Annotated in this window: 20 protein-coding genes; 16 read left to right on the top strand and 4 right to left on the bottom strand. The window is 66.3% G+C overall.

Annotation, left to right across the window (positions count from 1 at the left end):
* Positions 1–12 precede the first annotated feature (12 nt).
* The 3 genes from glgX to glgA all read right to left on the bottom strand — a co-directional run bounded on the left by glgX (position 13) and on the right by glgA (position 6,159).
* Positions 13–2,184, bottom strand: coding sequence for a glycogen debranching protein GlgX (gene glgX, locus AAC691_RS16515; RefSeq protein WP_342627694.1), 2,172 nt, complete (start codon positions 2,182–2,184; stop codon positions 13–15).
* 2 nt (positions 2,185–2,186) lie between these two features.
* Positions 2,187–4,400 (bottom strand): 1,4-alpha-glucan branching protein GlgB, encoded by a 2,214-nt coding sequence (gene glgB / locus AAC691_RS16510; RefSeq protein WP_342627693.1) that lies wholly within the window; start codon positions 4,398–4,400, stop codon positions 2,187–2,189.
* 103 nt (positions 4,401–4,503) lie between these two features.
* Entirely contained in the window at positions 4,504–6,159 is a 1,656-nt protein-coding gene (gene glgA / locus AAC691_RS16505; RefSeq protein ID WP_342627692.1) for a glycogen synthase GlgA, read from the bottom strand.
* 308 nt (positions 6,160–6,467) lie between these two features.
* Here glgA and AAC691_RS16500 point away from each other — a divergent pair, with 308 nt between their 5' ends.
* Both AAC691_RS16500 and AAC691_RS16495 read left to right on the top strand, forming a co-directional pair.
* Positions 6,468–7,742 carry an MFS transporter gene (locus tag AAC691_RS16500; RefSeq protein ID WP_342627691.1) on the top strand — a complete coding sequence of 425 codons (1,275 nt, stop codon included), beginning with the start codon at positions 6,468–6,470 and terminating at the stop codon, positions 7,740–7,742.
* Positions 7,743–7,857: 115 nt separating this feature from the next.
* Entirely contained in the window at positions 7,858–8,343 is a 486-nt protein-coding gene (locus AAC691_RS16495) for a nuclear transport factor 2 family protein (protein WP_342627690.1), read from the top strand.
* On the opposite strand, the gene AAC691_RS16490 is transcribed toward AAC691_RS16495, so the two are convergent.
* Positions 8,313–9,401, bottom strand: a complete 1,089-nt coding sequence (locus tag AAC691_RS16490; RefSeq protein ID WP_342627689.1) for an acyltransferase — start codon at positions 9,399–9,401, stop codon at positions 8,313–8,315. The two genes, AAC691_RS16495 and AAC691_RS16490, sit on opposite strands and share 31 nt — an antisense overlap.
* A 678-nt stretch (positions 9,402–10,079) precedes the next feature.
* On the opposite strand from AAC691_RS16490, the gene AAC691_RS16485 reads away from it, so the two are divergent.
* The 14 genes from AAC691_RS16485 to AAC691_RS16420 all read left to right on the top strand — a co-directional run bounded on the left by AAC691_RS16485 (position 10,080) and on the right by AAC691_RS16420 (position 25,186).
* Positions 10,080–11,477, top strand: a complete 1,398-nt coding sequence (locus AAC691_RS16485; protein WP_176639399.1) for a cytochrome ubiquinol oxidase subunit I — start codon at positions 10,080–10,082, stop codon at positions 11,475–11,477.
* A 24-nt stretch (positions 11,478–11,501) separates the two neighbouring features.
* Complete coding sequence (gene cydB, locus AAC691_RS16480) at positions 11,502–12,509, top strand: cytochrome d ubiquinol oxidase subunit II (protein WP_176639400.1); 1,008 nt, start codon at positions 11,502–11,504, stop codon at positions 12,507–12,509.
* Positions 12,510–12,519: 10 nt separating this feature from the next.
* A complete protein-coding gene (locus AAC691_RS16475) occupies positions 12,520–12,669 on the top strand; it encodes a DUF2474 domain-containing protein (RefSeq protein WP_342627688.1) in 150 nt (49 codons plus the stop codon).
* 420 nt (positions 12,670–13,089) lie between these two features.
* Entirely contained in the window at positions 13,090–14,160 is a 1,071-nt protein-coding gene (gene xylF, locus AAC691_RS16470) for a D-xylose ABC transporter substrate-binding protein (RefSeq protein ID WP_342627687.1), read from the top strand.
* Positions 14,161–14,314: 154 nt separating this feature from the next.
* The gene (locus AAC691_RS16465) at positions 14,315–15,853 is read left to right on the top strand and encodes a xylose ABC transporter ATP-binding protein (RefSeq protein ID WP_342627686.1); all 1,539 of its coding nucleotides are present in this window, start codon (positions 14,315–14,317) and stop codon (positions 15,851–15,853) included.
* Positions 15,854–15,917: 64 nt separating this feature from the next.
* Positions 15,918–17,132, top strand: coding sequence for a sugar ABC transporter permease (locus AAC691_RS16460; RefSeq protein ID WP_176639402.1), 1,215 nt, complete (start codon positions 15,918–15,920; stop codon positions 17,130–17,132).
* Between the two features lie 100 nt (positions 17,133–17,232).
* Positions 17,233–18,672: a hypothetical protein gene (locus AAC691_RS16455; protein WP_342627685.1), complete on the top strand. Its 1,440-nt coding sequence runs from the start codon at positions 17,233–17,235 to the stop codon at positions 18,670–18,672.
* Between the two features lie 62 nt (positions 18,673–18,734).
* The gene (locus tag AAC691_RS16450) at positions 18,735–19,130 is read left to right on the top strand and encodes an MmcQ/YjbR family DNA-binding protein (RefSeq protein ID WP_342627684.1); all 396 of its coding nucleotides are present in this window, start codon (positions 18,735–18,737) and stop codon (positions 19,128–19,130) included.
* Positions 19,131–19,295: 165 nt separating this feature from the next.
* A complete protein-coding gene (gene flgG / locus AAC691_RS16445) occupies positions 19,296–20,081 on the top strand; it encodes a flagellar basal-body rod protein FlgG (RefSeq protein WP_176639549.1) in 786 nt (261 codons plus the stop codon).
* A gap of 1 nt (position 20,082) precedes the next feature.
* A complete protein-coding gene (gene flgA, locus AAC691_RS16440; protein ID WP_342627683.1) occupies positions 20,083–21,105 on the top strand; it encodes a flagellar basal body P-ring formation chaperone FlgA in 1,023 nt (340 codons plus the stop codon).
* Positions 21,106–21,133: 28 nt separating this feature from the next.
* Positions 21,134–21,871, top strand: coding sequence for a flagellar basal body L-ring protein FlgH (gene flgH, locus AAC691_RS16435; RefSeq protein ID WP_246285459.1), 738 nt, complete (start codon positions 21,134–21,136; stop codon positions 21,869–21,871).
* Between the two features lie 124 nt (positions 21,872–21,995).
* Positions 21,996–23,474, top strand: a complete 1,479-nt coding sequence (locus AAC691_RS16430; RefSeq protein ID WP_342627682.1) for a tetratricopeptide repeat-containing glycosyltransferase family protein — start codon at positions 21,996–21,998, stop codon at positions 23,472–23,474.
* A gap of 395 nt (positions 23,475–23,869) precedes the next feature.
* Positions 23,870–24,757, top strand: a complete 888-nt coding sequence (locus tag AAC691_RS16425) for a MotE family protein (protein ID WP_176639545.1) — start codon at positions 23,870–23,872, stop codon at positions 24,755–24,757.
* A 93-nt stretch (positions 24,758–24,850) separates the two neighbouring features.
* Positions 24,851–25,186: a hypothetical protein gene (locus AAC691_RS16420; RefSeq protein WP_323993087.1), complete on the top strand. Its 336-nt coding sequence runs from the start codon at positions 24,851–24,853 to the stop codon at positions 25,184–25,186.
* Positions 25,187–25,408 lie beyond the last annotated feature (222 nt).

Raw genomic sequence — 25,408 nt, 5'->3', positions numbered from 1 at the left:
GGGCAATCCCCTTCAGATCTTCGTGCGCGGGGTGAAGCCGAGCAGCACGGCGCCGTGGGCGGGGACGATCCAGTGTGACGGGTTCTGCCCCCCCTGCCCCTCGGCCGGCAGTCCCGCCCCCAGGTATGTCGATCCTTGGCCGCCGTCCGGCGCCGTGCCGGGCGGTCGGTTGGGATTGGCGCTGTCGAGCAGCAGCGTCCAGGTCCCGGGGATCGGCGGCAGCGTGCAATCCGCGTCCTCGGCCCCCGCGTTCATGATCAGATAGGTGGTGTCGGGGCCGTTCCAAGCATCGGCGACGGAGCGCAGCACCCCGAGCACGCGGCCCGCCGCGTCGTTCCAGGAATCGGTCGTCATGACGGTGCCGTCGGGACCGTACCAGGCGATGTCGCTGAGGCCGGGCATGGTTTCGCGGCGCCCGTGGAGATAGCCGTTCCAGCGCAGCGAGGGGCGCGCCTTGCGCAGCGCGGCCAACCGCGCCACGAAATCGATCATGGTCTGGCCGCTCGGGCTGCCGGCCAGCGACCAGTCCAGCCAGGCCGTGCCGTTATCCTGGCAATAGGCGTTGTTGTTGCCGTCCTGGGTCTGGCCGAACTCGTCGCCGGCCAGCAGCATGGGCGTGCCCTGCGAGAAGAACATCGTGGCCAGCATGGCGCGGCGCAGCCGGTCGCGCACCGCGAGGATGGCGGGATCGTCGGTCGGGCCCTCGGCCCCCCAGTTCGCGCTGAAATTTTCCGAATGGCCGTCCTGGCCGCCTTCGCCGTTGGCGTCGTTGTGGCGGGTCGAATAGCTGACGACATCCATAAGCGTGAAACCGTCGTGCGAGGTCACGAAATTGAGCGACGCCGTGGGGCGGCGGCCGCGGCGGTCGAAGATATCGCCCGAGCCGCTGAGCCGCGCGGCGAGGTCGCCGCGCTGCAGCCCGTCGCCGCGCCAGAAGCGGCGCACCGTGTCGCGGAACCGGTCGTTCCATTCGGCGAAGCCGGGCGGATGGTTGCCGAGCTGGTAGCCGCCGGGCCCGGGGTCCCAGGGTTCGGCGATCAGCTTGAGGTTGGACAGCACCGGGTCCTGGCGCAGCACGTCGAAGAAGCCGCAATTCTGGTCGAAGCCGTAGCTTTCGCGCCCCAGGGTCGAGCACAGGTCGAAGCGGAACCCGTCGACATGGAAATCGACCGCCCAGTGGCGCAGCGAGTCCATGACCATCTGCAGCACGCGCGGATGCGACAGATTGAGCGTGTTGCCGCAGCCCGTGTCGTTGATCATGTGCCGCTCGTCCTCGGGCACCAGGCGGTAATAGCTGGCATTGTCCAGGCCGCGATAGCAGAGCGTGGGGCCGAGTTCGCTGCCTTCGCATGTATGGTTGTAGACGACGTCCAGGATCACCTCGATCCCGGCGGCATGCAGGCGGCGGATCGCGGTGCGGACCTCGTGCGGCGAGCCTTCGGCCAGGTAGGCCGCGTGCGGCGCGAAGAAGGCGAGCGTGTTGTAGCCCCAGTAATTGGTCAGGCCGCGTTCGAGCAGGAATCGGTCCTTGACGAAGGCCTGGATCGGCATGAGTTCGAGCGTGGTGATGCCCAGCCGCAGCAGGTGGTCGATCAGCAGCGGGTCGGCCAGGGCGCGGAAGGTGCCGCGTTCGACCGGGGTGAGTTCGCTGCGGCGCATGGACAGGCCGCGCAGATGGGCCTCCATGATCACCGTGCGCTCCCACGGGATGCGCGGCAGGCGGTCGTCGCCCCAGTTGAAGGCCTCGTTGGTGACCACGCTTTTGGGTACGCCGGGGGCGCTGTCGCGCCGGTCGATCGACAGGTCGCCGCGCGGCGAGCTGATGCGGTAGCCGAACAGCGAGTCCGACCATCTGAGCTGCCCCTGCAGGGCGCGGGCGTAGGGATCGACCAGCAATTTATGCGGGTTGAAGCGATGGCCGCGCAGCGGTTCGTACGGGCCGTAGGCACGATAGCCGTAGAGCAGGCCGGGTCGCGCGTCGGGCAGGTAGCCGTGCCAGACCTCGTCGGTGCGTTCGGGCAGTTCGAACCGCGCGATCTCGCGCCGGCCCGACGGGTCGAAGATGCACAGGTCGATGCGCAGCGCGTTGGCCGAGAAAACCGCGAAATTGACGCCCAATCCGTCCCATGTGGCGCCCAGCGGCGCGCTGGCGCCCCGCATCAGCCGGGCGGGGAAGCGCATCATGCCTAGCCCCCCTCGGGCGTCAGGTAGAGGACCGCGAGCGGCGGCAGGGTCAGCACGCAGGAATGAGGGTAGCCGTGCGACCGCTGGTCCTGCGCCATGACGCCGCCGCCATTGCCCACGCCCGACCCCTCGTAATCCTGCGCGTCGGTGTTGAGCAGTTCGCGCCACCAGCCGGCCCAGGGCACGCCGATGCGGTAATCCGGCCGGGGGACGGGCGTCATGTTGCAGACCACCAGCACCGGCGGCACGTCGGGCGCCATGCGCAGCCAGGCGAAGACCGCATTGTCGGAGTCGTCGCCGATGATCCAGGCGAAGCCGTGATAGGTGGCATCGGCGCGGTGCAGGGCGGGATGGGTCGCATAGAGCCGGTTGAGGTCGCGCACCAGCATCTGCACCCCGCGGGCGAAGGGGTAGTCGAGCATGTACCAGGCGAGTTGGCCGTCGGACTGCCATTCATGGGGCTGGGCGAATTCGCCGCCCATGAACAGCAGCTTCTTGCCCGGATGGGCCCACATGAAGGCGTAATAGGCGCGCAGCCCGGCATGGCGGCGCCATTCGTCGCCGGGCATGCGCGCGATCAGCGCGCCCTTGCCGTGCACGACTTCGTCATGGGACAGGGGCAGGATGAAATGTTCCGAAAAGGCGTAGTAGAGGCCGAACATGATTTCGGAATGGTGGTAGCGGCGCCACAGCGGATCGCGCGACATGTATTGCAGCGTGTCGTGCATCCAGCCCATGTTCCATTTATAGGAGAAGCCGAGCCCGCCGTCGGCCACCGGCTGGCTGACCCCCGGCCAGGCGGTCGATTCCTCGGCCACCATGATCGCGGTCGGGCAGAGTTCGGCCACCGTGAGGTTGAGGTCGCGCAGAAAGGCGATGGCTTCGAGATTCTCGCGCCCGCCATGGACGTTGGCGATCCATTCGCCTTCGGCGCGGCTGTAGTCGCGATAGAGCATGGAGGCGACGGCATCGACCCGCAGCCCGTCGACATGGTAGCGCCGCAGCCAGGTCAGCGCGCTGCCGATCAGGAAGCCGCGGATTTCATGCCGGCCGAAATTATAGATCAGCGTATGCCAGTCGGGATGGAACCCTTCGCGCTTGTCCTCGTGCTCGTACAGGCAGGTGCCGTCGAAGCGGGCCAGGCCGTGCGCGTCGGCCGGGAAATGCGCCGGCACCCAGTCGAGGATCACGCCCAGCCCGGCGCGGTGGCATTCATCGACGAAATGGGCGAATTGCGCGGGCGTGCCGAAGCGCGCAGACGGCGCGTAGAGGCCCAGCGTCTGGTACCCCCAGGAGCCGTCGAAGGGATGTTCCATGATGGGCATCAGCTCGATGTGGCTGAAGCCCAGATCGACGACATAGGGGATCAGGGTCTGTTCCAACTGACCCCAGTGCAGGGTGCCCTGGGGGTCGCCGTCGGGGCGGCGCCATGATGCCAGGTGGACCTCGTAGATCGACAGTGGGGCGGATGGGCCCTGGCGCTCTTGCCGGGTGGCCATCCATGCGTCGTCGTTCCAGACGAAGGGGGTCGGATCGGCCACCACCGAGGCGGTGGCCGGAGGCATTTCGGCCGACAGGGCGATCGGGTCGGCCTTGGGCGGCTGGAGCCGGCGGTTGGCGTCGAGGATTTCGTATTTATAGCGTTCGCCGGGGCCGATGCGGGGGATGAACACTTCCCAGATCCCGGCGGCATGGCGCAGGCGCATCGGATGGCGCCGCCCGTCCCAGACATTGAAATCGCCGATGACCGAGACCCGGTAGGCGTTCGGCGCCCACACCGCGAAGCGCACGCCGGCGACGCCGTCGATTTCCATCGCCTGGGCGCCCATGACGCGGTCGATATCCTGGTGCCGGCCCTGGGTGAGGAGATGCAGGTCGAGATCGCCCAGCAGCAGGCCGAAGCTGTACGGGTCCTCGGTTTCCTCCCACGTGTCGGCCCAGCCGATCTTGAGCCGGTAGCGCGCGCCCGCCGGCACGGTGCCGACATACAGGCCGCGTTCGTCGACCAGGCGCATCACCCGCTCGACGGGGGCCGAGCGCGGGCGGATCACCACCAGGCGCACGGCGCGCGCGTCGGGGCAGAAGGCGCGGATGATGTCATTCCGCCCGGCGGGATGTCGCCCGAGGATGGCGAAAGGATCGGAACTGAGTCCCTGGAGAAGATCTTCGGTTTCCGGGGGGAGAATATCGGCACCGTCAGTCCGGGCAGCATTCATCGGGCGCAATTCCGGCAAGCAGGCAGGACATTAGAAGCGGGAGGACAGGTGGGACGGCCGGGCCTTGGCGGGGCCGTCCGCAAGACGGCCCCGCCGGGCGGCGTCAATGCGGGCGGGCATGCAGGCTGTTGGCCCGCACGCGGGCGCGCCGCGCCGCATGCGGGGGAAAGCGGCCATGCGGCAGGTCGATCGCGTGCGGGCCGATGGGCCCGGCGCGGCGCGCCCGCCGGCCGCCGGCGCGCGGCCGCACCAGCAGCACGTCATGGTCGTGATCGTTGGCGGCGATGTCGTTCCGCCCGAGCACGCGGCGGAATAATTGCGCATATTCATGCGCCTTGTGCCCCCAGGACACGTCGTAATGCGCGGCGTTGCGCTGCAGCGCCATCCATCGGGCGCGGTCGCGATACAGGTTGGCGCCGCGGCGGACGGCATTGACCAGCGTGTCGCCATCGGTCGGCGAGAACAGCAGGCCGGTCGCGACATTGCTGGTCATCGCGGCCTGGTTGGCATCGATGATCGTGTCGGCCAGCCCCCCGACCCGGGCGGCGATCGGCACGCAGCCATAGCGCGCGGCGCAGAGCTGCGTCAGGCCGCAGGGTTCGAAGCGCGAGGGGATCAGCAGCCCGTCGACCGAAGCCTGGATCCGATGGCCGAGCTGCTCGCTGTAGCCGATATGGCAGGCCAGGCGGTCGGGATAGCGGCGCGACAGCCGGGCGAAGGCCTGTTCCATCGCCGCGTCGCCGCTGCCGACCACGACGAGCTGCGTGCGGTCGTCGAGGATGCGCGGCGCGATGTCGGCCAGGATGTCCACGCCCTTCTGCCCGGTCAGGCGGCTGACCAGCCCCAGCAGGAAGACGTCCGGATCCTGGGGCAGGCCGAATTCGGCCTGGAAGGCGCGCTTGTTGGGGCGGCGGCCGCGAATGTCGCCGACCTGGTAGGGAAAGAGCACCGCCGGGTCGGTCGCGGGATTCCAGTCGTCGGTGTCGATGCCGTTCAGGATGCCGATCAGCCGGTCGGAGCGCGCCCGCAGCAGCCCGTCCAGCCCCATGCCCCATTCGGGCTGCTGGATTTCGCGCGCATAGGTGGGCGAGACCGTGGTGATCCAGGTGGCGAAATGCAGCCCGGCCTTCAGGAAGCCGATATCGCCGTGATATTCCACCCCGTCGATCGCGAAGGCATGCGGCGGCAGGCCGAAATTCGCCAGGTCGGCGGCGGGGAAGCGCCCCTGGAAGGCGATGTTGTGGATGGTATGCACCACCGGCGCCGCGGGCAGTCCGTCATAATGGGTATAGGCCGCCGTCAGCCCGGCCTGCCAGTCATGCGCCAGCACCAGGTCGGGCAGGCAGGCCGCGACCTGTCCCTGCGCGATCGTCGCCGCCACGCGCGAGAGGGTTGCGAAACGCAGGCCGTTATCGGGCCAGTCCGCGCCGTCGGGGCCGAGATAGGGATTACCCTTGCGCCGGAACAGGGCCGGGCAGTCGATCACCAGCAGATGATGGCCGGCCGCGTGGCCGTCGAGCAGCGAGACCGTGACGTCGGGCAGCGGCGTGAATTCGGCGACCCGGACCGGGCCCTCGAGCGCGTCGAGCACTGCGGGGTAGCCGGGCAGCAGGGTGGTGACCATCACGCCCTCGGCCCGCAAGGCGACGGGCAGCGACCCCACGACATCTCCCAGGCCCCCCGTCTTGACGAACGGAAACATTTCCGAAGCGACGGAGAGAACCCGGATGGATCCGGGCGCCTGGTGGTGTCGATCCATCGTCACTGAGCCTTATTGTCCAGAGGGGAACGGCATTCGAACGAAAAGCGGCGGAATAAAGCCTGCGAAAGTTTAACGACTTGAGGAGGCCGGGGGCGCAGGTGTCACGGCAAAGTGATAATAATGGAAGAATGTCGACAATATCAAAAAAGATGAGAAATTTTTTCCAGGATGAGACGCGTGGCCCATCGGCGGCCGGCCGCCGTATCGTTACGTATATAGAACGTCCTGACGGCGGGGTCATTCCACCACATCGCGATCTGCACTAGAAGAAAAAACAGCGAAAAATCCGAGGATCAGCGGCCGTCATGACTCCCCTGCCCCCGACCGGCGCCATACCCGCGCGCAGCGCGCGCGAGGCGCGCCATGTGGCGATCGCCTGCTTCCTGGGCTGGATGCTGGATGCCTGCGATTTCTTCGTGGTGCTGTTCACGCTGGACAATGTGGCGCGCAGCTATGCGGCGTCGATCGAGGCGGTGCTGCTGGCGCCGACATTGACCCTGATCAGCCGGCCGGTGGGGGCGTATCTGTTCGGCCGCGCCGCGGACCGGTACGGGCGGCGGCCGATCCTGATCGCGGCGATCCTGTGCTATTCGCTGGTCGAGCTGCTGTCGGCGCTGGCACCGACGCTGGGGCTGTTCCTGTTCCTGCGGCTGCTGTTCGGCGTGGCGCTGGGCGGCGAATGGGGGGTCGGGACCGCGCTGACCATGGAGAGCGTGCCGCCGCGCTGGCGCGGCATGACCTCGGGCCTGCTGCAGGCGGGGTATCCGGCCGGCTACCTGCTGGCATCGCTGCTGTTCCTGCTGCTGCCGGTGCTGGGCTGGCGCGGGTTGTTCGTCCTGAGCGCGTCCAGCGGACTGTCGGCCATCTATATCGTGCTGTTCGTCAAGGAAAGTCCGGAATGGCTGGCGCGGCACCGCGTGGCGGCGGGCGGCCCCGGGCGGAACCGGGGGCCGGCCGGGGCGCCGATCCTGCCGGTGCTGAAGCGGCATCGGGCGCTGGTGCTGTATGCGGTGTGCCTGATGACGGCGTTCAATGTCTTCAGCCACGGGTCGCAGGACCTGTATCCCAAGATCTTCCTGGCGTTGCAGAGGCATCTGCCGCATCCGACCGTCACGCTGATCGTGGTGCTGTACAATCTGGCGGCGATCGCGGGAGGGCTGTGCTTCGGCATGCTGTCCGAACGGATCGGGCGGCGGCGGGCGATCGCTCTGGCCGCGCTGCTGGCGCTGCCGCTGCTGCCGCTGTGGGCGCTGCCGGAATCGGCGGCCTGGATCGCGGTGGGGGCGATGCTGATCCAGTTCTGCATCCAGGGGGCATGGGGCGTGGTGCCGGCCTATCTGAACGAATTGTCGCCCGCGGACATCCGCGCGACCTTCCCCGGCGTGGCCTATCAATGCGGCAACCTGCTGGCGGCCGGTTCCAGCCTGATCCAGAATGGTATCGCGGCGCGGATGGGCGGCAACCTGGCGCCGGCGCTGATGCTGGTGGTGGGGAGCGCCGGCGGGGCGATCGTCCTGCTGACCATGCTGGCCGGCGGCGCGCATCGTTCGCAACTGGGTGCGCAGCCGGCGGAGCGGTGAGCCGGCAGGGCGAACGCACGCGGGGCGGCGGAGCGGGGTTCGACGCGCCGGCCGGACAATGGCCGCCGGACAATGACAGCGCCAGATATGCGGCGCTTTTCGGGAGATGGACAGGATGACCGACGCGATGGGCGCAGTGCGCCCGCCTTTGCCGCCCTTCAGCCGCGAGAGTGCGGCGCAGAAGGTGCGCGCGGCCGAAGATGCCTGGAATTCCCGCGACCCGGAGCGGGTCGCGCTGGCCTATACCCCCGACAGCCAATGGCGCAACCGGTCGGAATTCATTCGCGGACGCGCGGCGATCGCCGCGTTTCTGGCACGCAAATGGCAGGACGAGGCCGAATATCGGCTGATCAAGGAGTTATGGGCCTGGAGCGGCGATCGGATCGCCGTGCGCTTTGCCTATGAATGGCGGAATGCGGCCGGGTCGTGGTTTCGGTCCTATGGGAACGAGAATTGGGAATTCGATGCGGCCGGACTGATGCGGCAGCGCCATGCGAGCATCAACGACCAGCCGATTTCCCCCGAAGCGCGCCTGTTCCATTGGGCGCGCAGCGGACCGCGGCCGGCGGATCATCCCGGCCTGTCGGAACTGGGCCTGTAGGATGGAGCCGCCAGGATGGGACCGGAGGGCGGGAGGGGGCGGACCAGTCGCCGCAGATGATGCCGCACCGTCAGGTCCAGCGCGTTCAGGCGCAGGGACAGCAGGAACAGCCCGATCAGCATGGCGACGCAATCCCACAAGGGGATCGTGGCGAGCGAGATGCCGAACCCCTTGTTGATGACCGAGGCGATGCATTGGAGGATCGGTTCGTGCACGGTGTAGACCGCGTAGGATGCGGCCCCCAGCGCCTTGAACACGGGCAGGCTGGGGCCGGAGGGCTGTACCGATCCGCTGAGCCAGATGATCAGCGGGAACAGCAGGAACACGGCCAGAAGATCGGCCGCGCCATGCGGCAGAGGGGCCATGTCGGCCACCAATCCGACCACCAGGATGGTCATCGGAACCCAGGCGCTGAACCCGATGGGGCGCAGACGCGCGCGCCAGAGGAGAATCCCGAGGAAAAACGAGAATCCGACCCGTGCCACGGCGATGGGTGCGCCGCCCCAGGTGAAGCCGGCGTTGAGGGAGCCCGTGATCCAGGCTGCGGCGACCAGGCCGAGCGCGCAGCAGCCGATCAGTCCGGCCAGGGCCTGATTGCTGAGGCGTCGCCAGGTGGCGGCCATGAGGGTGTTGACGAGCAATTCGTAAAAGAGAGACCAGGCCGGCAGATTCAAGGGATAGAGTTCCCCCTGGCTGCCAGACCAGGGAAAATAGACGAGCGCCAGCGGAAACGAAAACAGGGCCGAGACAGGCGCGTGGTGACAGAGCACCTTGACCGTGGTTGCAGCGGCGCCGATCGACAACCCCAGCGTGTAGAGCGGCCAGAGACGCAATACGCGTTCGCGCAGGAAGGCTGAAATCGGCAATCCGGCCTCGAGCCGTGCCGCATAGGCCTCGGCCAGAACGAAGCCGCTGAGGCCGAAGAACAGGTCCACGGCGAGATAGGCGCCCGGAGGGTACCAGGCATGGGGAAAAATCATGCCCATGTGCAGGAGAACGACGGCCGCCGCCGCGAGACCGCGCAGGCCGTCAATAGTATGAAACAGGCGTTTCTCCATTCCAATTGGCCCTTTATCTTTAATTTTCGAAACGAAAATCGATGGTCTGGACAAATCTGTTCTGAGAGAGAACGGTCACGACCGTCTGCAAGACGCCGGAGGCGCGATGCTCGGCACCGCCAGGCCGGACCTGGCGCGAAAAGGCAGACGTGGCGAGGGCTGGGAACGCCCCGGATGTATGTCTGTGTTAGGAGGATTCTACCGACCGATTCAAGGAAATATCGGCCGGTCCGTGTTTTTGTCCCACGCGGCCGGGAGCGCCCGGTTTTGTGACAGGCAGCGGGAGCCGACCGGGCCACGGCGCGGCCGTTCGGGCAGGGATCGCGGAGCGGATGGGGCCACGGAGACCGGAGGGACGACTGGAGGAGCGCCGGGCGTGCCGCGCCGTGGCCACACCGCATGAGGAGGCGGGGGCTAGGTCCGAGTCCGGATGAACCATCCGGTGGACCGTGGCGGATTCCGTCGGGTCGCTGGACATCGTGAAATTTTATCTTTATTTATAAATTGGTTACGCACGATACCCGAGCGACGCGGCGCCTTGCGGGCGCGCGGTCGGGCGCGAAAGAATGTCGGGTTTCGGACATTTCATTCAAATTTTCGTGTTCAGAGGGCTGTCTTCCGCTGCCGCGTTGTGGAAGAGATAGGTCCAGTTCTTAGCATCTGCATGGGAGCGGATTCATGCACGCGCTCGATCCACTGACGCTTGCCCGCATACAGTTCGGTTTTACCGTTTCATTCCACATCCTGTTTCCGGCGATCACCATCGGGCTGGCCAGCTACCTGGCCGTGCTGGAGGGGTTGTGGCTGTGGCGGGGCAATACGGTCTTCAAGGACCTGTACCATTTCTGGTCCAAGCTGTTCGCCGTGAATTTCGCCATGGGCGTGGTGTCCGGCCTGGTCATGTCCTATGAGTTCGGGACCAACTGGAGCTATTTCTCCAGCTATGCCGGCGGCGTCACGGGGCCGCTTCTGACCTATGAGGTCCTGACGGCCTTCTTCCTGGAGGCGGGGTTCCTGGGGGTCATGCTGTTCGGCTGGGACAAGGTCGGGCGGGGATTGCATTTCTTCTCGACCGTCATGGTGGCGATCGGCACGCTGATTTCCGCGACCTGGATCCTGGCCTCGAACAGTTGGATGCAGACGCCGCAGGGCTATCGCATCGCGGACGGGCGGATCGTACCGGCGGACTGGCTGCAGATCATCTTCAACCCGTCCTTCCCGTACCGGCTGGCGCATATGGGTATCGCGGCCTTCCTGGCCACGGCGCTGTTCGTCGGCGCGGTGGCGGCGTGGCACCTGCTGCGCGGGCGGGACGATGCGCGCATCCGCACCATGATGTCGATGGCGATGTGGATGGTGCTGGTGGTGGCGCCGATCCAGATCCTGGTCGGCGACCTGCATGGCCGCAACACGCTGGAATACCAGCCGGCGAAGGTGGCGGCGATCGAGGGCCACTGGGAGAACCCGCCCGGCGAGAGCGTGCCGCTGATCCTGTTCGGCATTCCGGACATGAAGAGCGAGACCACGCGCTATGCCATCGAGATCCCGCATGTGGGCAGCGTGATCCTGACCCATAGCTGGAGCGGCACGATTCCGGGGCTGAAGGACTTCAAGCCCGAAGACCGGCCGAATGCCACGGTGATCTTCTGGACCTTCCGCGTGATGGTGGGGCTGGGCATGCTGATGCTGCTGCTGGGCGTGGTGGCGCTGGTGCTGCGCTGGGCGGGCAGGCTGTACAGCAACCGGCTGTTCCTGCGCGCCTGCCTGGTGATGGGGCCGTCGGGCCTGGTCGCGCTGCTGGCCGGCTGGCTGACGACCGAGATCGGCCGCCAGCCCTGGGTGGTCTATGGCGTGATGCGCACGGCGGACGCGGTGTCGGCCCATTCGGCGATGACGCTGAGCCTGAGCCTGCTGATCTTCGTCGTGCTGTATTGCACGGTGTTCGGCACGGGCATCGGCTATCTGCTGAAGCTGGCCGCGCACGGGCCGGACGAGCACACCGTCACCCCGGTGGGCGACGAGCTGGACAAGCGCCCGGCCCGCCCGCTGTCGGCGGCGACCGAATCGTTGAACTGAACCCCTGAGCGACGGAACAAGGCAATGGGTATCGATCTTCCGCTGATCTGGGTCGTCATCATCGCGTTCGGCCTGATGATGTACGTCATCATGGACGGGTTCGACCTGGGTATCGGCATCCTGTCCCCCTTCGTCCATGACCGGGAGGACCGTGACCTGATGGTCAATACGGTGGCACCGGTCTGGGACGGCAACGAGACCTGGCTGGTGCTGGGCGGGGCGGCGCTGTACGGCGCGTTCCCGCTGGCCTATTCGCTGCTGCTGAGCGCGCTGTACCTGCCGCTGATCCTGATGCTGGCCGGGCTGATCTGCCGCGGGGTGGCGTTTGAATTCCGCTTCAAGGCCGATGCGGCGCACCGGCCGTTCTGGGACAAGATGTTCGCGGTGTCGTCCTATGGCGCGACCTTCTTCCAGGGCGTGTCGCTGGGGGCGTTCATCGACGGGTTCCATGTCAGCGGCCCGTCCTATCTGGGCGGGGCGTTCGACTGGCTGTCGCCGTTCAGCGTGTTCACCGGGCTGGGGCTGATCGTGGCCTATGCGCTGCTGGGCGCCACCTGGCTGACGATGAAGACGGCGGGCGACCTGCAGGCGCGGATGATCGCGTGCGCGCGGTGGGTGACGCTGGCGCTGCTGGCGGTCATCGCCATCGTCAGCCTGTGGACGCCGCTGAGCCATCCGGCGATCGCCGCGCGCTGGTTCTCGCTGCCCAACCTGTATTATTTCGCGCCGGTGCCGGTGCTGATCCTGGCGGTCGGCGCGCTGATGCTGCGCCTGCTGCGCGGCACGCCGAATGCCGGGCCGTTCCTGCTGACGCTGGTGCTGCTGTTCCTGGGCTATAGCGGGCTGGCGATCAGCCTGTGGCCGAACATCATTCCGCCGGGCGTGTCCTTCCGCGCCGCCGCCAGCCCGCCGGAGAGCATGGGCTTCGCCCTGGTCGGCACGCTGTTCATCATCCCGGTCATCCTGACCTATACCGCGTGGGCCTATCACGTGTTCCGCGGCAAGGTGACGTCGAACGAAGGCTATCATTGAGGCGCCGGCCGTGACGCGGACGGAGGGGATCGCGATGCGCCGGCCCTGGGTGAAGCGGCTGGGATGGCTGGTGGCGATCTGGGGCGCCAGCGTGCTGGCCCTGGGCGTGCTGGCGACGCTGATGCACCTGCTGATGGCCGCCGCCGGCATGGTGGGCTGAGCGCCGGCGGACAGGCGGAATTTTCTATACCCGGCCGGGCGGCATGCCCGGCCGTTTTTTTTGCGCTGACGGCGGAGGGCGCCGGAGATCACGGCCCCGTCATTCATCCGGCCGGGCCGCGAAGAGCGCGTGCAAGACGCCAATCGAAAAACAGGCCGGCCGAACCGATGCGCCCCCCCCTGATGCAGTACCCTGGTGCAGTGCGGTCCGTCCAAGGCGAAACCGGCCACAACGTGTGGTCGCGGCAAATATTTCCCGGCGCCTATTCCAGCGTCTATTCAAGATAAAATGAAGAAAATGCCGGTGGTCGTGCATTGCGGCACGGGCGGCGACGTGCTGACCTGTCAATGTCGGCGACAAGACCGAACTCAGAAGCCGGGCCATGGCGGACCACCGCCGGGCGGCGCGAGGAGAAGAAGAGTGTTTCTGTGCAAGTTTCCGCGCACGGCGCCCCCGGGGAATTCCCTTGGGCATGCCGGCGTATCGCGGCGGGTCGTCCTGGGCTGTGCGCTCGCATTCGGGCTGGCCGCCGCCGGTTCCCATCCGGCCCACGCATCGGCGCAGCATCCGAAGATCGGGTTTTCGATCGACGATCTGCGCGTGGAGCGCTGGGCGCATGACCGCGATTATTTCGTGGCGGCCGCCAAGGCGCTGGGCGCGACCGTGAACGTGCAGTCGGCGGATGCCAGCGAAAGCCGCCAGAACGCGCAGATCGAGAACCTGATCGCGCGCGGCATGGACGTGATCGTCATCGTGCCGTTCAACAGCAAGGTCCTGACCAATACGATCGCCGAGGCGAAGCAGGCGGGCATCAAGGTGATTTCGTATGATCGCCTGATCCTGGACAGCGACATCGATGCCTATGTGTCGTTCGACAATGTGCGCGTGGGCGAGATGCAGGCCCAGGGCGTGGTCGATGCCGCGCCGCGCGGCAATTATTATCTGCTGGGCGGGGCGCCGACGGACAACAACGCCAAGCTGCTGCGCCAAGGCCAGATGACGGTGCTGCAGCCGCTGGTGGAGGCGGGAAAGATCAAGATCGTGGGTGCGCAATGGGTACCCGAATGGAGCGCCACCGCCGCGCTGTCGATCACGGAAAACGCACTGACGGCCAATAACAACAACATCCAGGGCATCGTGGCGTCGAATGACGGCCTGGCCGGCGGGGCGATCCAGGCGCTGGCGGCGCAGGGACTGGCGGGCAAGACGGCGGTGTGCGGCCAGGACGCGGACCTGGCCGCCGTGCAGCGTATCGTCAAGGGCACGCAGACCATGACGGTGTACAAGCCGATCAAGCTGATCGCCTCGACCGCCGCCAAGCTGGCGGTGCAGTTGGCCAAGGGTGAAAAACCGGCCTTCACCACCAAGATGAATAACGGGACGAAGGATGTCGACACGATCCTGCTGACCCCGATCGCGCTGAGCCGGACCAATGTCGACCAGGTGGTCAAGGACGGGTACTACACCCAGGCCCAGATCAACGCGCAATAGGGCGTTATCCGATCGGATAACGTGCTGTTAAAACAATGAGCTGGAGCCGTATCCGGGAACGGATGCGGCTCTGGCCGGCACCCGGGACGGATGGGCGCGGGGCCGGAGCCGTCCGGCCCCTTCCCTGGCCGGTCCCGCCGGGGAAAGGACGACGATGTCCGAGTATCTTCTGGAAATGCGGAATATCACCAAGGATTTTTCCGGGGTGAAGGCGCTGGACGGCATCGATCTGCGCGTCCGCCCCGGCGAATGCGTCGGGCTGTGCGGCGAGAACGGCGCCGGGAAATCGACGATGATGAAGGTGCTGTCCGCCGTCTATCCCTATGGCACCTGGGGCGGCACCATCCTGTGGCAGGGGGTTGAGCTGCGCGCGGCCTCCATCCGCGAGACGGAGGAGGCCGGGATCGTCATCATTCACCAGGAGCTGATGCTGGTTCCGCAACTTTCGGTCGCCGAGAATATCTTTCTGGGCCGCGAGCCGCGCACGGCGGCCGGCCTGATCGATTTCGACCGCATGAACCTGGACGCGGCGCGGCTGCTGTCGGACCTGCGGATGGGGCATATCAACGTCGTCCTGCCCGTGTCGTCCTATGCGGGGGGCGAGCAGCAACTGATCGAGATCGCCAAGGCGCTGAGCAAGAAGGCGAAGCTGCTGATCCTGGACGAGCCGACCTCGTCCCTGACCAAGGCCGAGACCGCCATCCTGCTGCGGCTGGTCAAGGACCTGAAGGCGCGCGGCACGGCCTGCGTCTATATCTCGCACAAGCTGGAGGAAATCCAGGAGATTGCCGATACGGTCACGGTGATCCGCGACGGGCGGTTCGTGGGCGCGGCGCCGATCGGCGACCTGACGATCGGCGATATCATCCGCATGATGGTCGGGCGGGACATGGGCAACCTGTTCCCACGCGAGGCGCACCCGATCGGCGACGTCGTGCTGGAAGCGATCGGCATGACGTGCCTCGACCTGAACAATCCGCTGCGCAAGCGGGTGGACAACGTATCGTTCGCGCTGCGGCGGGGCGAGATCCTGGGCATTGCGGGGCTGGTCGGCGCGGGGCGCACGGAACTGGTCAGCGCGCTGTTCGGGGCCTATCCCGGGCAGTATTCGGGCGAGATCCGGCTGGACGGCGCAAGGCTGCGTATCCGTTCGCCGCGCGAGGCGGTGCGGCACGGCATCTGCATGGTGCCCGAGGACCGCAAGCTGCAGGGCATCGTGCCGGGCCTGGGGGTGGGATACAACATCACCCTGTCGGTGCTGGAGGATTTCGCCCATGCCGGGCTGATCGACGAGCACCGGGAATTCGCGGATATCCGCACCGCCATCGACAGGCTGCGGATCAAGACCGCGAGTCCGCTGCTGGCCATTTCCAATCTTTCGGGCGGCAACCAGCAGAAGGCGGTCATTTCCAAGATGCTGGAACCCAGGCCCAGGGTCCTGATCCTGGACGAGCCGACGCGCGGCGTGGATGTCGGCGCGAAATACGAGATCTACAAGCTGATGTTCGCCCTGGTGAAGGAGGGGATGTCGATCATCATGGTCTCGTCCGAACTGCCCGAGATCCTGGGCATCAGCGACCGCGTCCTGGTCATCGGCGAGGGCGAGCTGCGGGGCGATTTCGTCAATGACGAGACGCTGACGCAGGAGCGCATCCTGACGGCGGCCATAACGCCCGTGCGCCAGGCGGCCTGAGCCCTGTCCGGGCCGGAGCCGACAACGAGACCCTATTGAAACGACCTTGCGGAATTTCGGGACCATGACCCAAGCGCCGACCATCGAGCCCCCCCTGCCCCATCCCGCGACCGGCGCGGCCCAGGCCGCGCGGGGGATGCTGCGCGCCGAACATGTCAAGGGATTGTTCGCGCGCTATAAGATCCTGGCGCTGCTGGTGGCGATCGCCATCATCTGGGCCTTCTTCGCCTGGCAGACGGACGGGGATTTCCTGACCGCGCGCAATCTGTCGAACCTGCTGCGGCAGATGGCGATTACCGGCATGCTGGCCAGCGGCATGGTCTTCGTGATCATCTCGGGCGAGATCGACCTGTCGGTCGGCTCGATGCTGGGATTGCTGGGCGGGCTGGCGGCGATCCTGGACAACCAGTACCACCTGCCGCTTTACGTCACGGTGCCGGCGGTGCTGCTGCTGGGCGCGCTGCTGGGCGCGTTCAACGGCTATTGGGTGGCCTATCTGCGGATTCCGTCCTTCATCGTGACCCTGGCGGGATTGCTGGCCTGGCGCGGCGTGCTGCTGGGCACCACGGGCGGGGTGACGATCGCGCCGATCTCGCCCGGGTTCGTCGCCATCGCGCAGAGCTATCTGCCGCGCTATGCCAGCTATGGGCTGGGGATCGTGGTCTTCGCGACGCTGGCCGTCTCGGTGCTGCGCAACCGCGCCAAGCGCGCGGAATACGGGCTGCCGGTCCCGTCGATGGTGCTGGATGCGGCCCGGCTGGCGGGCTATGCGGTGGCGATCGCGGCCTTCTTCGGCATTCTGGATGCCTATCGCGGCGTGCCGCTGCCGGTGCTGATGGTGCTGATCCTGCTGGGCGTCTTTACGCTGATGGCGCGGCGCAGCGTGTTCGGCCGCCGCATCTATGCGATCGGCGGCAATCTGGAAGCGACGAGGCTGTCGGGCATCAATGTCCAACTGGTCAAGCTGTGCGTCTTCGCGCTGATGGGGGCGATGGCCGCGCTGGCGGGCATTGCCACCACGGCCCGGCTGGCGGCCGGCTCGCCCTCGGCCGGGTCGCTGCAGGAGCTGGACGCGATCGCCTCATGCATCATCGGCGGCACGTCGATGCGCGGCGGAGCGGGCACCGTGTTCGGGGCGCTGATCGGCGCGCTGATCATGGCCACGCTGGATAACGGCATGTCCATGCAGGGCGTGGACACGTACTGGCAGATGATCGTCAAGGGCGTCATCCTGTTGCTGGCGGTCTGGCTGGACGTGGCGACCACGCCCAAGCGGTAGCGGGCCGACCGAAGGGGGCTTCCCCCGACCGGCGCCGATCTGGCAGGGTTTGCCTTTGTGACCGGCATCCGGAGTGGGCGGTGCGCGCCTTGGGAACCCTATGAGACGAATCGATGGCGGGACGACCTCCCACCGGTTCCTTGGGCATCCTCCTGGCCTGGGCGTGATCGCCGTGGCCCAGGGGGCCTGGTATTTCACGCGCTATGGCGCCCAGTCGATCATGGTCCTGTACCTGGCGCATGTCCTGTTCAATGCCGCGGCGCATCCGGCCGTGCTGGGGGGCTGGGGATTGCGGCACCTGCTGGGGTGGGAGATCGGCGCCGGCCAGGGCAGCCAGGTGGGGGGCCAGGCGCTGGCCGCGGCGCTGATCGGCACGCTGGCCTTCGCCGCGATGCCGGTCCAGATCCTGGGCGGGCTGCTGGCGGACCGCGTGCTGGGACGGCGCTGGGGGACGGCGCTGGGCCTGGCGTGCCTGACCGTGGCGCCGCTGCTCTGGAGCTTCGATTTCAGTTTCGTGCTCGGGCTGCCGTTCTCGGTGTGCGGGCTGGCGCTGGCCAACACGCTGAACGCGCAGGTGGGCGATCTCTACCGGCCCGGGGACGAGCGCCTGGCCGATGCGTTTCAATTGCTGGCCCTGGTGCAGGATGCCGCGGTGGTGCTGGGGCCGCTGGTCTGCGGCGGCGCGGCCGCCTGGGCGGGCTTTCACGCCGGCTTCGCGGTCGCCGCCATGGTGATGGGCACCGGCACGCTGACCTATCTGCTGGGGTGGGCCAGTCTGCCCCGGCCGGCGGGCGACGACGCGCGCACGGCCAGGCCGGGACCGGGGCCGGGGCCGGGGCCGGGAGCGAACGCGGAAACGGAAACGAACTGGCGCCTGCTGGCGATCCTGGCGGGTCTTGTCCCGGTGCTGGCGCTGGCCCAGGTCGGCAACGAGCAGGTCTATGACACCTATATCCTGTGGGGCGAGCAGCATTATGCCCGCACGCTGTTCGGCCTGACGATGCCGGCGAGCTGGCTGCTGTCGCTGGATGCCGGGATCAGCCTTGCGACGCAGATTGCCGGGCTGGCGTTCTGGCGCGCCTATGAACGCCGCTTCGCGGCGCCCGGCGAAATCGACCAGGTGGCGATGTTCAGCGTGATCGCGGCGCTGGCCCCGCTGGTGCTGGCGCTGGCGGCGGCGCGGTCGCCCCATGGCCCGACGATCAGCCTGCTGTGGGGCATCCTGTTCCATACGATCAACGATTTCGCCATGTCGGCCGTGATGCCCATCGGCATGGCCCTGTATGTGCGGGTGTCGCCGGCCGGGCTGAAGGGAACGATCGTCGCCGGCTTTGCGCTGATCACGCGCCTGTCCGACGTCATCGCGGGGCGGCTTGGCGCGATGCTGCCCGATCTGGGATCGACCCGGTTCTGGCTGGCGCATGCGGCGCTGATCGCCGTCGCGGCGTGCCTGCTGATTTTGGCCGCGCGCCTGTTCAGGGCGGAACTGGCCCCGGCGGAGGGGACGCGGCGGACCGGTGCCCAGATAATCGAAGTCTAATAATCGAAGTCTGATGATCGAAGTCTGACGGCCGAAAGCTGATGGCCGGGGCGTGAGGGGGCATGATGACGGTAGACGATTTCAATGCATTCTGCCGCGCGCTGCCCGCGACCACCTATGTGATGCAATGGGGCGGCGCGCATGTCTGGAAGGTCGGCGGCAAGGTCTTTGCGATCGGCAGCGTGGACGGCGCGCGGCTGATGGTCACCTTCAAGGCCGGCGAGCTGTTCTATGAGATCCTGCGGGAGCGCCCCGGACTGCGCCCGGCGCCCTATCTGGCCTCACGCGGGCTGAAATGGATCCAGCATTTCGCGGCGCCGGGCCCTGGTGGTGACAGACTGGGTGATGACGGACCGGGCGATGACGAGCTGCGCGACCATATCCGCCGATCCCACCGGATGGTCGCGCAGGGCCTGTCGAAGAAGGCGCGGGCCGAACTCGGCCTGGGCGCCGCGTAGCGGGCGGCCCGCCAGAAAGGGCCTTGCCACGGCGGCGACATGGTTTTACCTGTGAGGAATTGGTTATGATCTGCCAAACTATGGCATCATCGAATGCCATGACCGGCACCTGTCTTGTGTGGCGTTGGCCCGTGCCGCAAGACACAAGGAGGATTGTCTTCCATGATGCGCTCTCTTGATATCGCCGCCACGGGCATGCAGGCCCAGACGACGAACGTCGAGACGATTTCCAACAACATCGCCAACATGACCACGACCGGCTACAAGCGCCGCCGGGCCGAATTTCAGGACCTGATCTATCAGGATCTCCGGCGCGCCGGCACCATGAGTTCCGACACGGGCGACCTTGTCCCGGCGGGCGCGCAGATCGGCCTTGGCGTCCGCACGGCCGGGATCTACCGGATCAACGAACAGGGCTCGCTGGAGCAGACCGGCAATTCGCTCGACATGGCGATCGAAGGATCCGGCTATTTCCGGGTGACCTTGCCGTCGGGCGAATATGCCTATACGCGCGACGGCACGTTCTCGCTGTCGCAGGATGGTACCATCGTGACGGCGGACGGCTATCCGCTTGCGCCCAATATCAGCCTGCCGAGCAACGCCGAGAACATCACCATCGATCAGACCGGCCAGGTTCAGTACACGATATCCGGCCAGACGACCTCGCAGGTCGCGGGACAGATCCAGCTTGCCACCTTCCAGAACGAGAACGGCCTGGCGGCAATGGGGCAGAACCTCTTTACGGAGACGACCTCGTCGGGCACCGCGAATCTCGGCACGCCCCAGAGCCAGGGATACGGATCGGTCCAGCAGGGCTTCATCGAGGAATCCGCCGTCAACGTGGTGACAGAGATCACCGATCTGATCACCGCGCAGCGCGCTTATGAAATGAACAGCCAGGTCATCACGGCCTCCGACCAGATGCTTCAGACATTGACGAACCTGAAATAGCATGTCGGCGCGGGCGGCAATCGCGGGCGTGATCGCGGCCGGCTTCGTGATGGCACATCCCGCGCATGGCGGGGCCGCGACATTGCGGAATGCGACGGTCATCGCGTCGGGCACCGTGAGATTGTCGGACCTGTTCGCGGACCTGGAGCCGGGCCAGGACCAGGTGCTGGGCCCCGCCCCCGCGCCCGGTGCAAGCATCCAGGTCGGCGGCGGCCAGTTGATGGCCATCGCCGACCAGTACGGCGTCGACTGGCTCGATCGGTCTCCATCGGCCATGACGACGATCACCCGTGCGGGCCGCATCCTGGACAAAACCTTCTTTTCCGAACTCGTCAGGAAAAACCTGCCGGATATCGGCAGCGGCCCCGTGTCCGTGGCACTTGTCAATTTCCACCCCATCATGGTTGCGCCGGACGATCCGAGGCCGATCGTCCTGTCCGACGTCGACTGGGACCAGCGCAGCGGGTGGTTTTCCGCGACGGCCTATCGCAGCCAGCCCACGGGGGATGCCACGCAGGATTCTTTCCTGCTGACCGGCACGGTGCATGCGGCACGCAGGGTGCTGGTCTTCGCGCACGCATTGCCTGCCGGGGCCGTGCTCTCGGCGTCCGACCTGCAGATGGATGACGCCTATACCGGCCACATCGCGAGCAGGGCCTTCACCGATGCGGGCGACGTGGACGGGATGACCCTGACGCGCGGCGTGGTCGCGGGCGAAGCCGTCCTGGATCAGGACCTGCACAGGACCGTGCTGATGCACAAGGGAGACCCGGTACTGGTCGCCTTTACCGCCCCCGGCGTTCATCTGACGGCGACGGGACGCGTCCTGGACGATGGAGGGGCGGGTCAGTATGTGCGCGCCCTTAACCTGGCGAGCGGCATGATCGTGACGGGCCGTGTGACGAACGCGTCGGAAATCGAGGTCGAGGCGGGGTCGGGTGCGGTGCGCTCCGATCCGGGCGTCCTGCGGCGTCTGACGGCGTCCGCCCGCGACGATGCGCGGGCGACCCTGTCCTTGCGGTAGCCGTTGAATGCGCTGGGATCTTGCACCGATGAGAGCCGCTTTGTCCGGAGTTGCCCTGGTTAGCGCCGCGATGACCGGGCTGCTGTGCCTGTCCGCCTGTTCGGGCCTGTCGGACCTGAGCGAGCAGGGGCATCCGCCGCGCATGACCACGACATCGGACCCGACGCAGGCGCCCGACTATCGCCCCGTCACGATGCCGATGCCGCCGCTGCAGCCGCCCCCCACGGAGGTCGGAAGCCTGTGGCGGCCGGGGAGCCGGGCATTCTTCAGGGACCAGCGGGCGTCGCAGGTCGGGGATCTGCTGACGATCAAGGTCGATATCGCCGACAATGCGGCCCTGACCAACGATACGTCGGCGTCCGGCAGCGGGACGGAGACTTTCGGCATTCCCAACCTTTTCGGCTTGCAGGGCAAGGCTTTGTCGAGCGCGACGGCCCTTCATACGAGCAGTACGAATGCCAATACGGCGACCGGCACGATCACGCGGAACGAAACGGTCACGCTCTCCCTGGCCGGAACGATCACGCAGGTCCTTCCGAACGGTAATTTCGTGGTCGTCGCCCGCCAGGAAGTCAGGATCAACGGCGAATTGCGCCAGCTTATGGTCAGCGGTGTCGTCAGGCCGCAGGATATTACGGAGGACAACACCGTGACGCACGACAGAATCGCCGAGGCGCGAATTTCGTACGGCGGCCGTGGACAATTGACCAAGATGCAGATGCCACGGTACGGGCAGCAGATTCTTGATAGCATATTGCCGTTTTGACAGTATTTAAAAAATATCCAAAAGACATCCCGGCGCTTGTTTCTTGAACGATTTTTTGGGACGCAGGCCCGGCCGGCCATGACGGGTGGCGGTGCCACCCCCGGATTATCAGGTTCCGTACGCCATGCCACATGATGCCTTCCCGCCCGCTTCCGGGCCGTCTTCTGGAGCGACGGCACAACGGAGGGCCGATCCGGAAGGGAGCGGAGAGGCGCTGCAACGCGCCGGACGCCTGCAGGAGGCGGAACAGGCTTATCGGGCCGTGCTGGCCGACAATCCGGACGACGCCCGGACCCTGAGCAATTATGGCGGGCTGCTCTGCACCCTCGGCGCGTTTGACGCAGCGTATGAATTGCTGGCGCGCGCGGTGGCGCTTGATCCGGCCCTGACGGACGGCTGGTCGAATTTCGGCAATGTCCTGTTACAGACACAGCGTTACGACGAGGCCATTGCCGCCTACAGGAACTGTCTCCAGCGCAATCCTGTCCATCCCCTTGCCCTCAGCAATCTCGGGTTGGCCCTCGATCATCGCGGAGAGCATGAACTGGCCCAGAAATTTCATCAGGTCGCCGTGGCGCTGACGCCCGAGAATGCGCAAACCCGGACGAACCATGCCTTGTCCCTTCTGGCCCAGGGCAAGTATCTTGAAGGTTTCCGGGAATATGAATGGCGTTGGACGACGTTCGATTCGCGTCGTAACGCGATGAGCGCGCCGCTCTGGAATGGTGAAGATTTTCGGGGCCGGACCTTGCTGATCCATACGGAAGGCGGTTTTGGAGACATGATCCAGTTCTCCCGCTTCTTCCCGTGCGCGGCGGAACGGGGCGGCCGGACCCTGATCAGGGCGAGGCGGGAATTGCTGACCCTGTTCCGGCACTCCTTTCCGGACCAGACATTCGTGTCGGAAGAGGATGAGATCCCGCCCCATGACCTGCAATGTCCGGCACTCAGCCTGCCGCGGGCGCTGGGCACGACGTTGACGACCATCCCGTCGGCGGGCGGGTTTCTTCGGGCCGATCCGGATAAAATGTCGTTCTGGCGCGGGGTACTTCAGGACGACGCCATGAAAGATGGGCGACGGGTGCGGTCGCTGCGCGTCGGTCTTGTCTGGGCGGGAGCGCCGCATCAGGAAATTCGTGCGGCCGAGCTTGCCGACCGGCGCCGTTCGACCGATCTCGCGACATTCGCGCCGCTTGCCGATGCCGCCCCGGATGCCGTGTTCTACAGCCTGCAGCTTGGAGAACGGGCCGGGCAGGCCGGGGAGCCGCCGGCGGGGATGCGTCTGATCGACCATACATCCCTGCTGCGCGATTTCAGCGATACGGCGGCACTGATCGGCACGCTGGACCTGGTGATCAGTGTCGATACATCGACCGCACACATAGCGGCCGGGCTGGGGAAGCCGGTCTGGATGCTTTCCCGTTACGACCAGTGCTGGCGATGGCTGTCGGGCCGCACCGATTCTCCGTGGTACGACAGTTTGCGCCTTTACCAGCAGACCAGACCGCTCGACTGGTCGGACCCCATGCACCGTGTCCGTGCCGATCTATGCGCGCTTGTGGAGACCCGTCTGTCCGTGACCGCCCGCGGCCGGAGCGCGTAGGGCGGCAGTGGCGGGAAGGCGCCTGCCGAAATATGTCGTCGCGGATCGTTCATTCATGGTCGGAATGACAATTATGTCGGATATGCGGCGCCAGTGGGGAGATCCTTTGTAAAAACTTGACAGCGGCCCGACTTCACAGCATCAACGGAACGTGACCGAGGGCGGCAGAATCGACGAGGTGATGAGCAAGCCGGTCGCTTTGGAAGCAGGCGCCGCGGGCGGATCATAGAGGCAACGCCTAATGGTCGGTTCATGGCCCGTATCGAGAGGCATGTCCGTGGTCTCCGCCAGGGACGCGATGTGTGAACGCCGGCAGAAACCCGCGAGCGGGCCAGGTTAAGATGCTCATACCCCGCTTGTCATTCGGGAAGCTCGTGCATGTCTCGTCAATCCTGATGACGCTTCTTCTTGCCATGAACATGCATGCGCTTGCCGGACACCTGAAGGATGACGGGGTCGAGGCGGGCGCTCCGGCCGGACAGGCGGCGCCATTGCAGATGGCCGCGGCCAGCACGTCGGATACGATGGCGAGCACCTATTCCGCGGCGAGAAATGCCGCGGAAGGCTGGACGTCGGTTCTTTCCTCCGACGGGAACGGCAGGGCGATCGCGCCTGCCGCGCCCGCCCCCGACCGCATGTCGGCAAAGAAGACCGGCATGTCCGATGCGGACTGCCCGCGGGGCATCGCCTGCGCGGGAGCCGGGACGGTCGCCACAGGCCGGAGCGGAGAGTCCGACCCGGGGGTCGACAGGGCCGAGACGGATCTCGTCAAGGATATTCTGGCCCGGCGGTCGGACATCGACAGCGAACAGAAGGATCTGGAGGCGCAGAGGCACATCCTCGATGCGGCCAGGTCGGCCCTCGACGCGAAGATGCGCGACCTTGATACGTCCATGGCCGCGCTGGCCGAGAAGCAGGAGGCGCATCGGGAGACCATGTCCGCCGAGACCGACAGGCTGGTGAAGATATACGAGGACATGCCCCCCAAGGAGGCCGCCGCGGTCTTCGACATCATGGATATCCATGTGCTCGTCTCGGTGGCCAACAGGATGACCCCCCGGAAGATCTCGGCCGTCATGGGATATATGATGCCTGAACGCGTGAATCTCGTGTCGCAATACATGGCGGGCGTGCGGAGTTTCCGTTCTTCGCGCCTGCCCTTCGGCGGCGATGGAAGGAGCGGGCCGGCGGCGACGGATATGGGTGCGCCGTCCTGGTGGCTGAAGAGCCCGTCCGGGCAAGGTCCGGCCGATCAGGATCCGCTGAAGCTATCGCGCCAGTAGCCTGCCGGGCGGCCGGACGCCGCATGGCCCGGAACCGCCTGGCCCGAAACTGCATGATCGGGGCACAGTCTTGAGGGACAGGAACTGCCAGCTATGACAATCAGGGGCGGCATCATGGTTTTCCTGATCGCGGGTCTTGCAGGGTGCGCGCCGGATTATCTCGTCTCACACATGACGGGGCGCGAATGCAATGCGGGCTACATCCAGGCGGGCGAGGATTGGTGTGCGCCCCCGCAACGACCGCCCGCTCCGCAGCCTTATTGCACCCAGAGCTGGAATGGCGTGGATTGCTGGAGCCGACCGGACCTGATGCCCAACGTCGCGCGCCAGGTGGCGGAAGGTCCGACCGGACTGACCCAGGAGCAGAATGCGAACAGGCTCAACACGACGATCAGGACCGCACCTCCGACGAACGCCTATATTCCTTGAGACTATTCCTTGAGATGACAGGCAGCATGGCCGGATGCCGAACATGGCGCACTGGAGCCGTGTCTCGCTTCCGGATTTTGTTGCGGACTGTGTTTTTGGCCTTCCTGACACGCCGGGTCACGTTATGATGAGGAAATGGCGCTTCCGGACTGCCTTGACGCGTAGGATGACGCGATGGCATGCGAGACGCAGAGATTATCGAATGGTTAACCCGCCGGAGGA

The sequence above is a fragment of the Nguyenibacter vanlangensis genome, assembly GCF_038719015.1.
GTDB classification, from domain to species: domain Bacteria; phylum Pseudomonadota; class Alphaproteobacteria; order Acetobacterales; family Acetobacteraceae; genus Gluconacetobacter; species Gluconacetobacter vanlangensis.
The sequence above is the reverse complement of the archived record's forward strand: the minus strand, read 5'-3'. Positions and strand labels throughout refer to the sequence as shown.

What these genes read in the sequence shown, in the direction of transcription:
- AAC691_RS16495 (WP_342627690.1), top strand. Translation starts at nt 7,858, where the DNA reads ATGACCGACGCGATGGGCGCAGTGCGCCCGCCTTTGCCGCCCTTCAGC.
- AAC691_RS16450 (WP_342627684.1), top strand. Translation starts at nt 18,735, where the DNA reads ATGATGACGGTAGACGATTTCAATGCATTCTGCCGCGCGCTGCCCGCG.
- AAC691_RS16430 (WP_342627682.1), top strand. Translation starts at nt 21,996, where the DNA reads ATGCCACATGATGCCTTCCCGCCCGCTTCCGGGCCGTCTTCTGGAGCG.
- cydB (WP_176639400.1), top strand. Translation starts at nt 11,502, where the DNA reads ATGGGTATCGATCTTCCGCTGATCTGGGTCGTCATCATCGCGTTCGGC.
- glgB (WP_342627693.1), bottom strand. Translation starts at nt 4,400, where the DNA reads ATGAATGCTGCCCGGACTGACGGTGCCGATATTCTCCCCCCGGAAACC.
- glgA (WP_342627692.1), bottom strand. Translation starts at nt 6,159, where the DNA reads ATGGATCGACACCACCAGGCGCCCGGATCCATCCGGGTTCTCTCCGTC.
- AAC691_RS16460 (WP_176639402.1), top strand. Translation starts at nt 15,918, where the DNA reads ATGACCCAAGCGCCGACCATCGAGCCCCCCCTGCCCCATCCCGCGACC.
- AAC691_RS16425 (WP_176639545.1), top strand. Translation starts at nt 23,870, where the DNA reads ATGACGCTTCTTCTTGCCATGAACATGCATGCGCTTGCCGGACACCTG.
- AAC691_RS16490 (WP_342627689.1), bottom strand. Translation starts at nt 9,401, where the DNA reads ATGGAGAAACGCCTGTTTCATACTATTGACGGCCTGCGCGGTCTCGCG.
- AAC691_RS16500 (WP_342627691.1), top strand. Translation starts at nt 6,468, where the DNA reads ATGACTCCCCTGCCCCCGACCGGCGCCATACCCGCGCGCAGCGCGCGC.
- AAC691_RS16465 (WP_342627686.1), top strand. Translation starts at nt 14,315, where the DNA reads ATGTCCGAGTATCTTCTGGAAATGCGGAATATCACCAAGGATTTTTCC.
- AAC691_RS16420 (WP_323993087.1), top strand. Translation starts at nt 24,851, where the DNA reads ATGACAATCAGGGGCGGCATCATGGTTTTCCTGATCGCGGGTCTTGCA.
- AAC691_RS16485 (WP_176639399.1), top strand. Translation starts at nt 10,080, where the DNA reads ATGCACGCGCTCGATCCACTGACGCTTGCCCGCATACAGTTCGGTTTT.
- flgA (WP_342627683.1), top strand. Translation starts at nt 20,083, where the DNA reads ATGTCGGCGCGGGCGGCAATCGCGGGCGTGATCGCGGCCGGCTTCGTG.
- glgX (WP_342627694.1), bottom strand. Translation starts at nt 2,184, where the DNA reads ATGATGCGCTTCCCCGCCCGGCTGATGCGGGGCGCCAGCGCGCCGCTG.
- AAC691_RS16455 (WP_342627685.1), top strand. Translation starts at nt 17,233, where the DNA reads ATGAGACGAATCGATGGCGGGACGACCTCCCACCGGTTCCTTGGGCAT.
- flgG (WP_176639549.1), top strand. Translation starts at nt 19,296, where the DNA reads ATGCGCTCTCTTGATATCGCCGCCACGGGCATGCAGGCCCAGACGACG.
- flgH (WP_246285459.1), top strand. Translation starts at nt 21,134, where the DNA reads ATGAGAGCCGCTTTGTCCGGAGTTGCCCTGGTTAGCGCCGCGATGACC.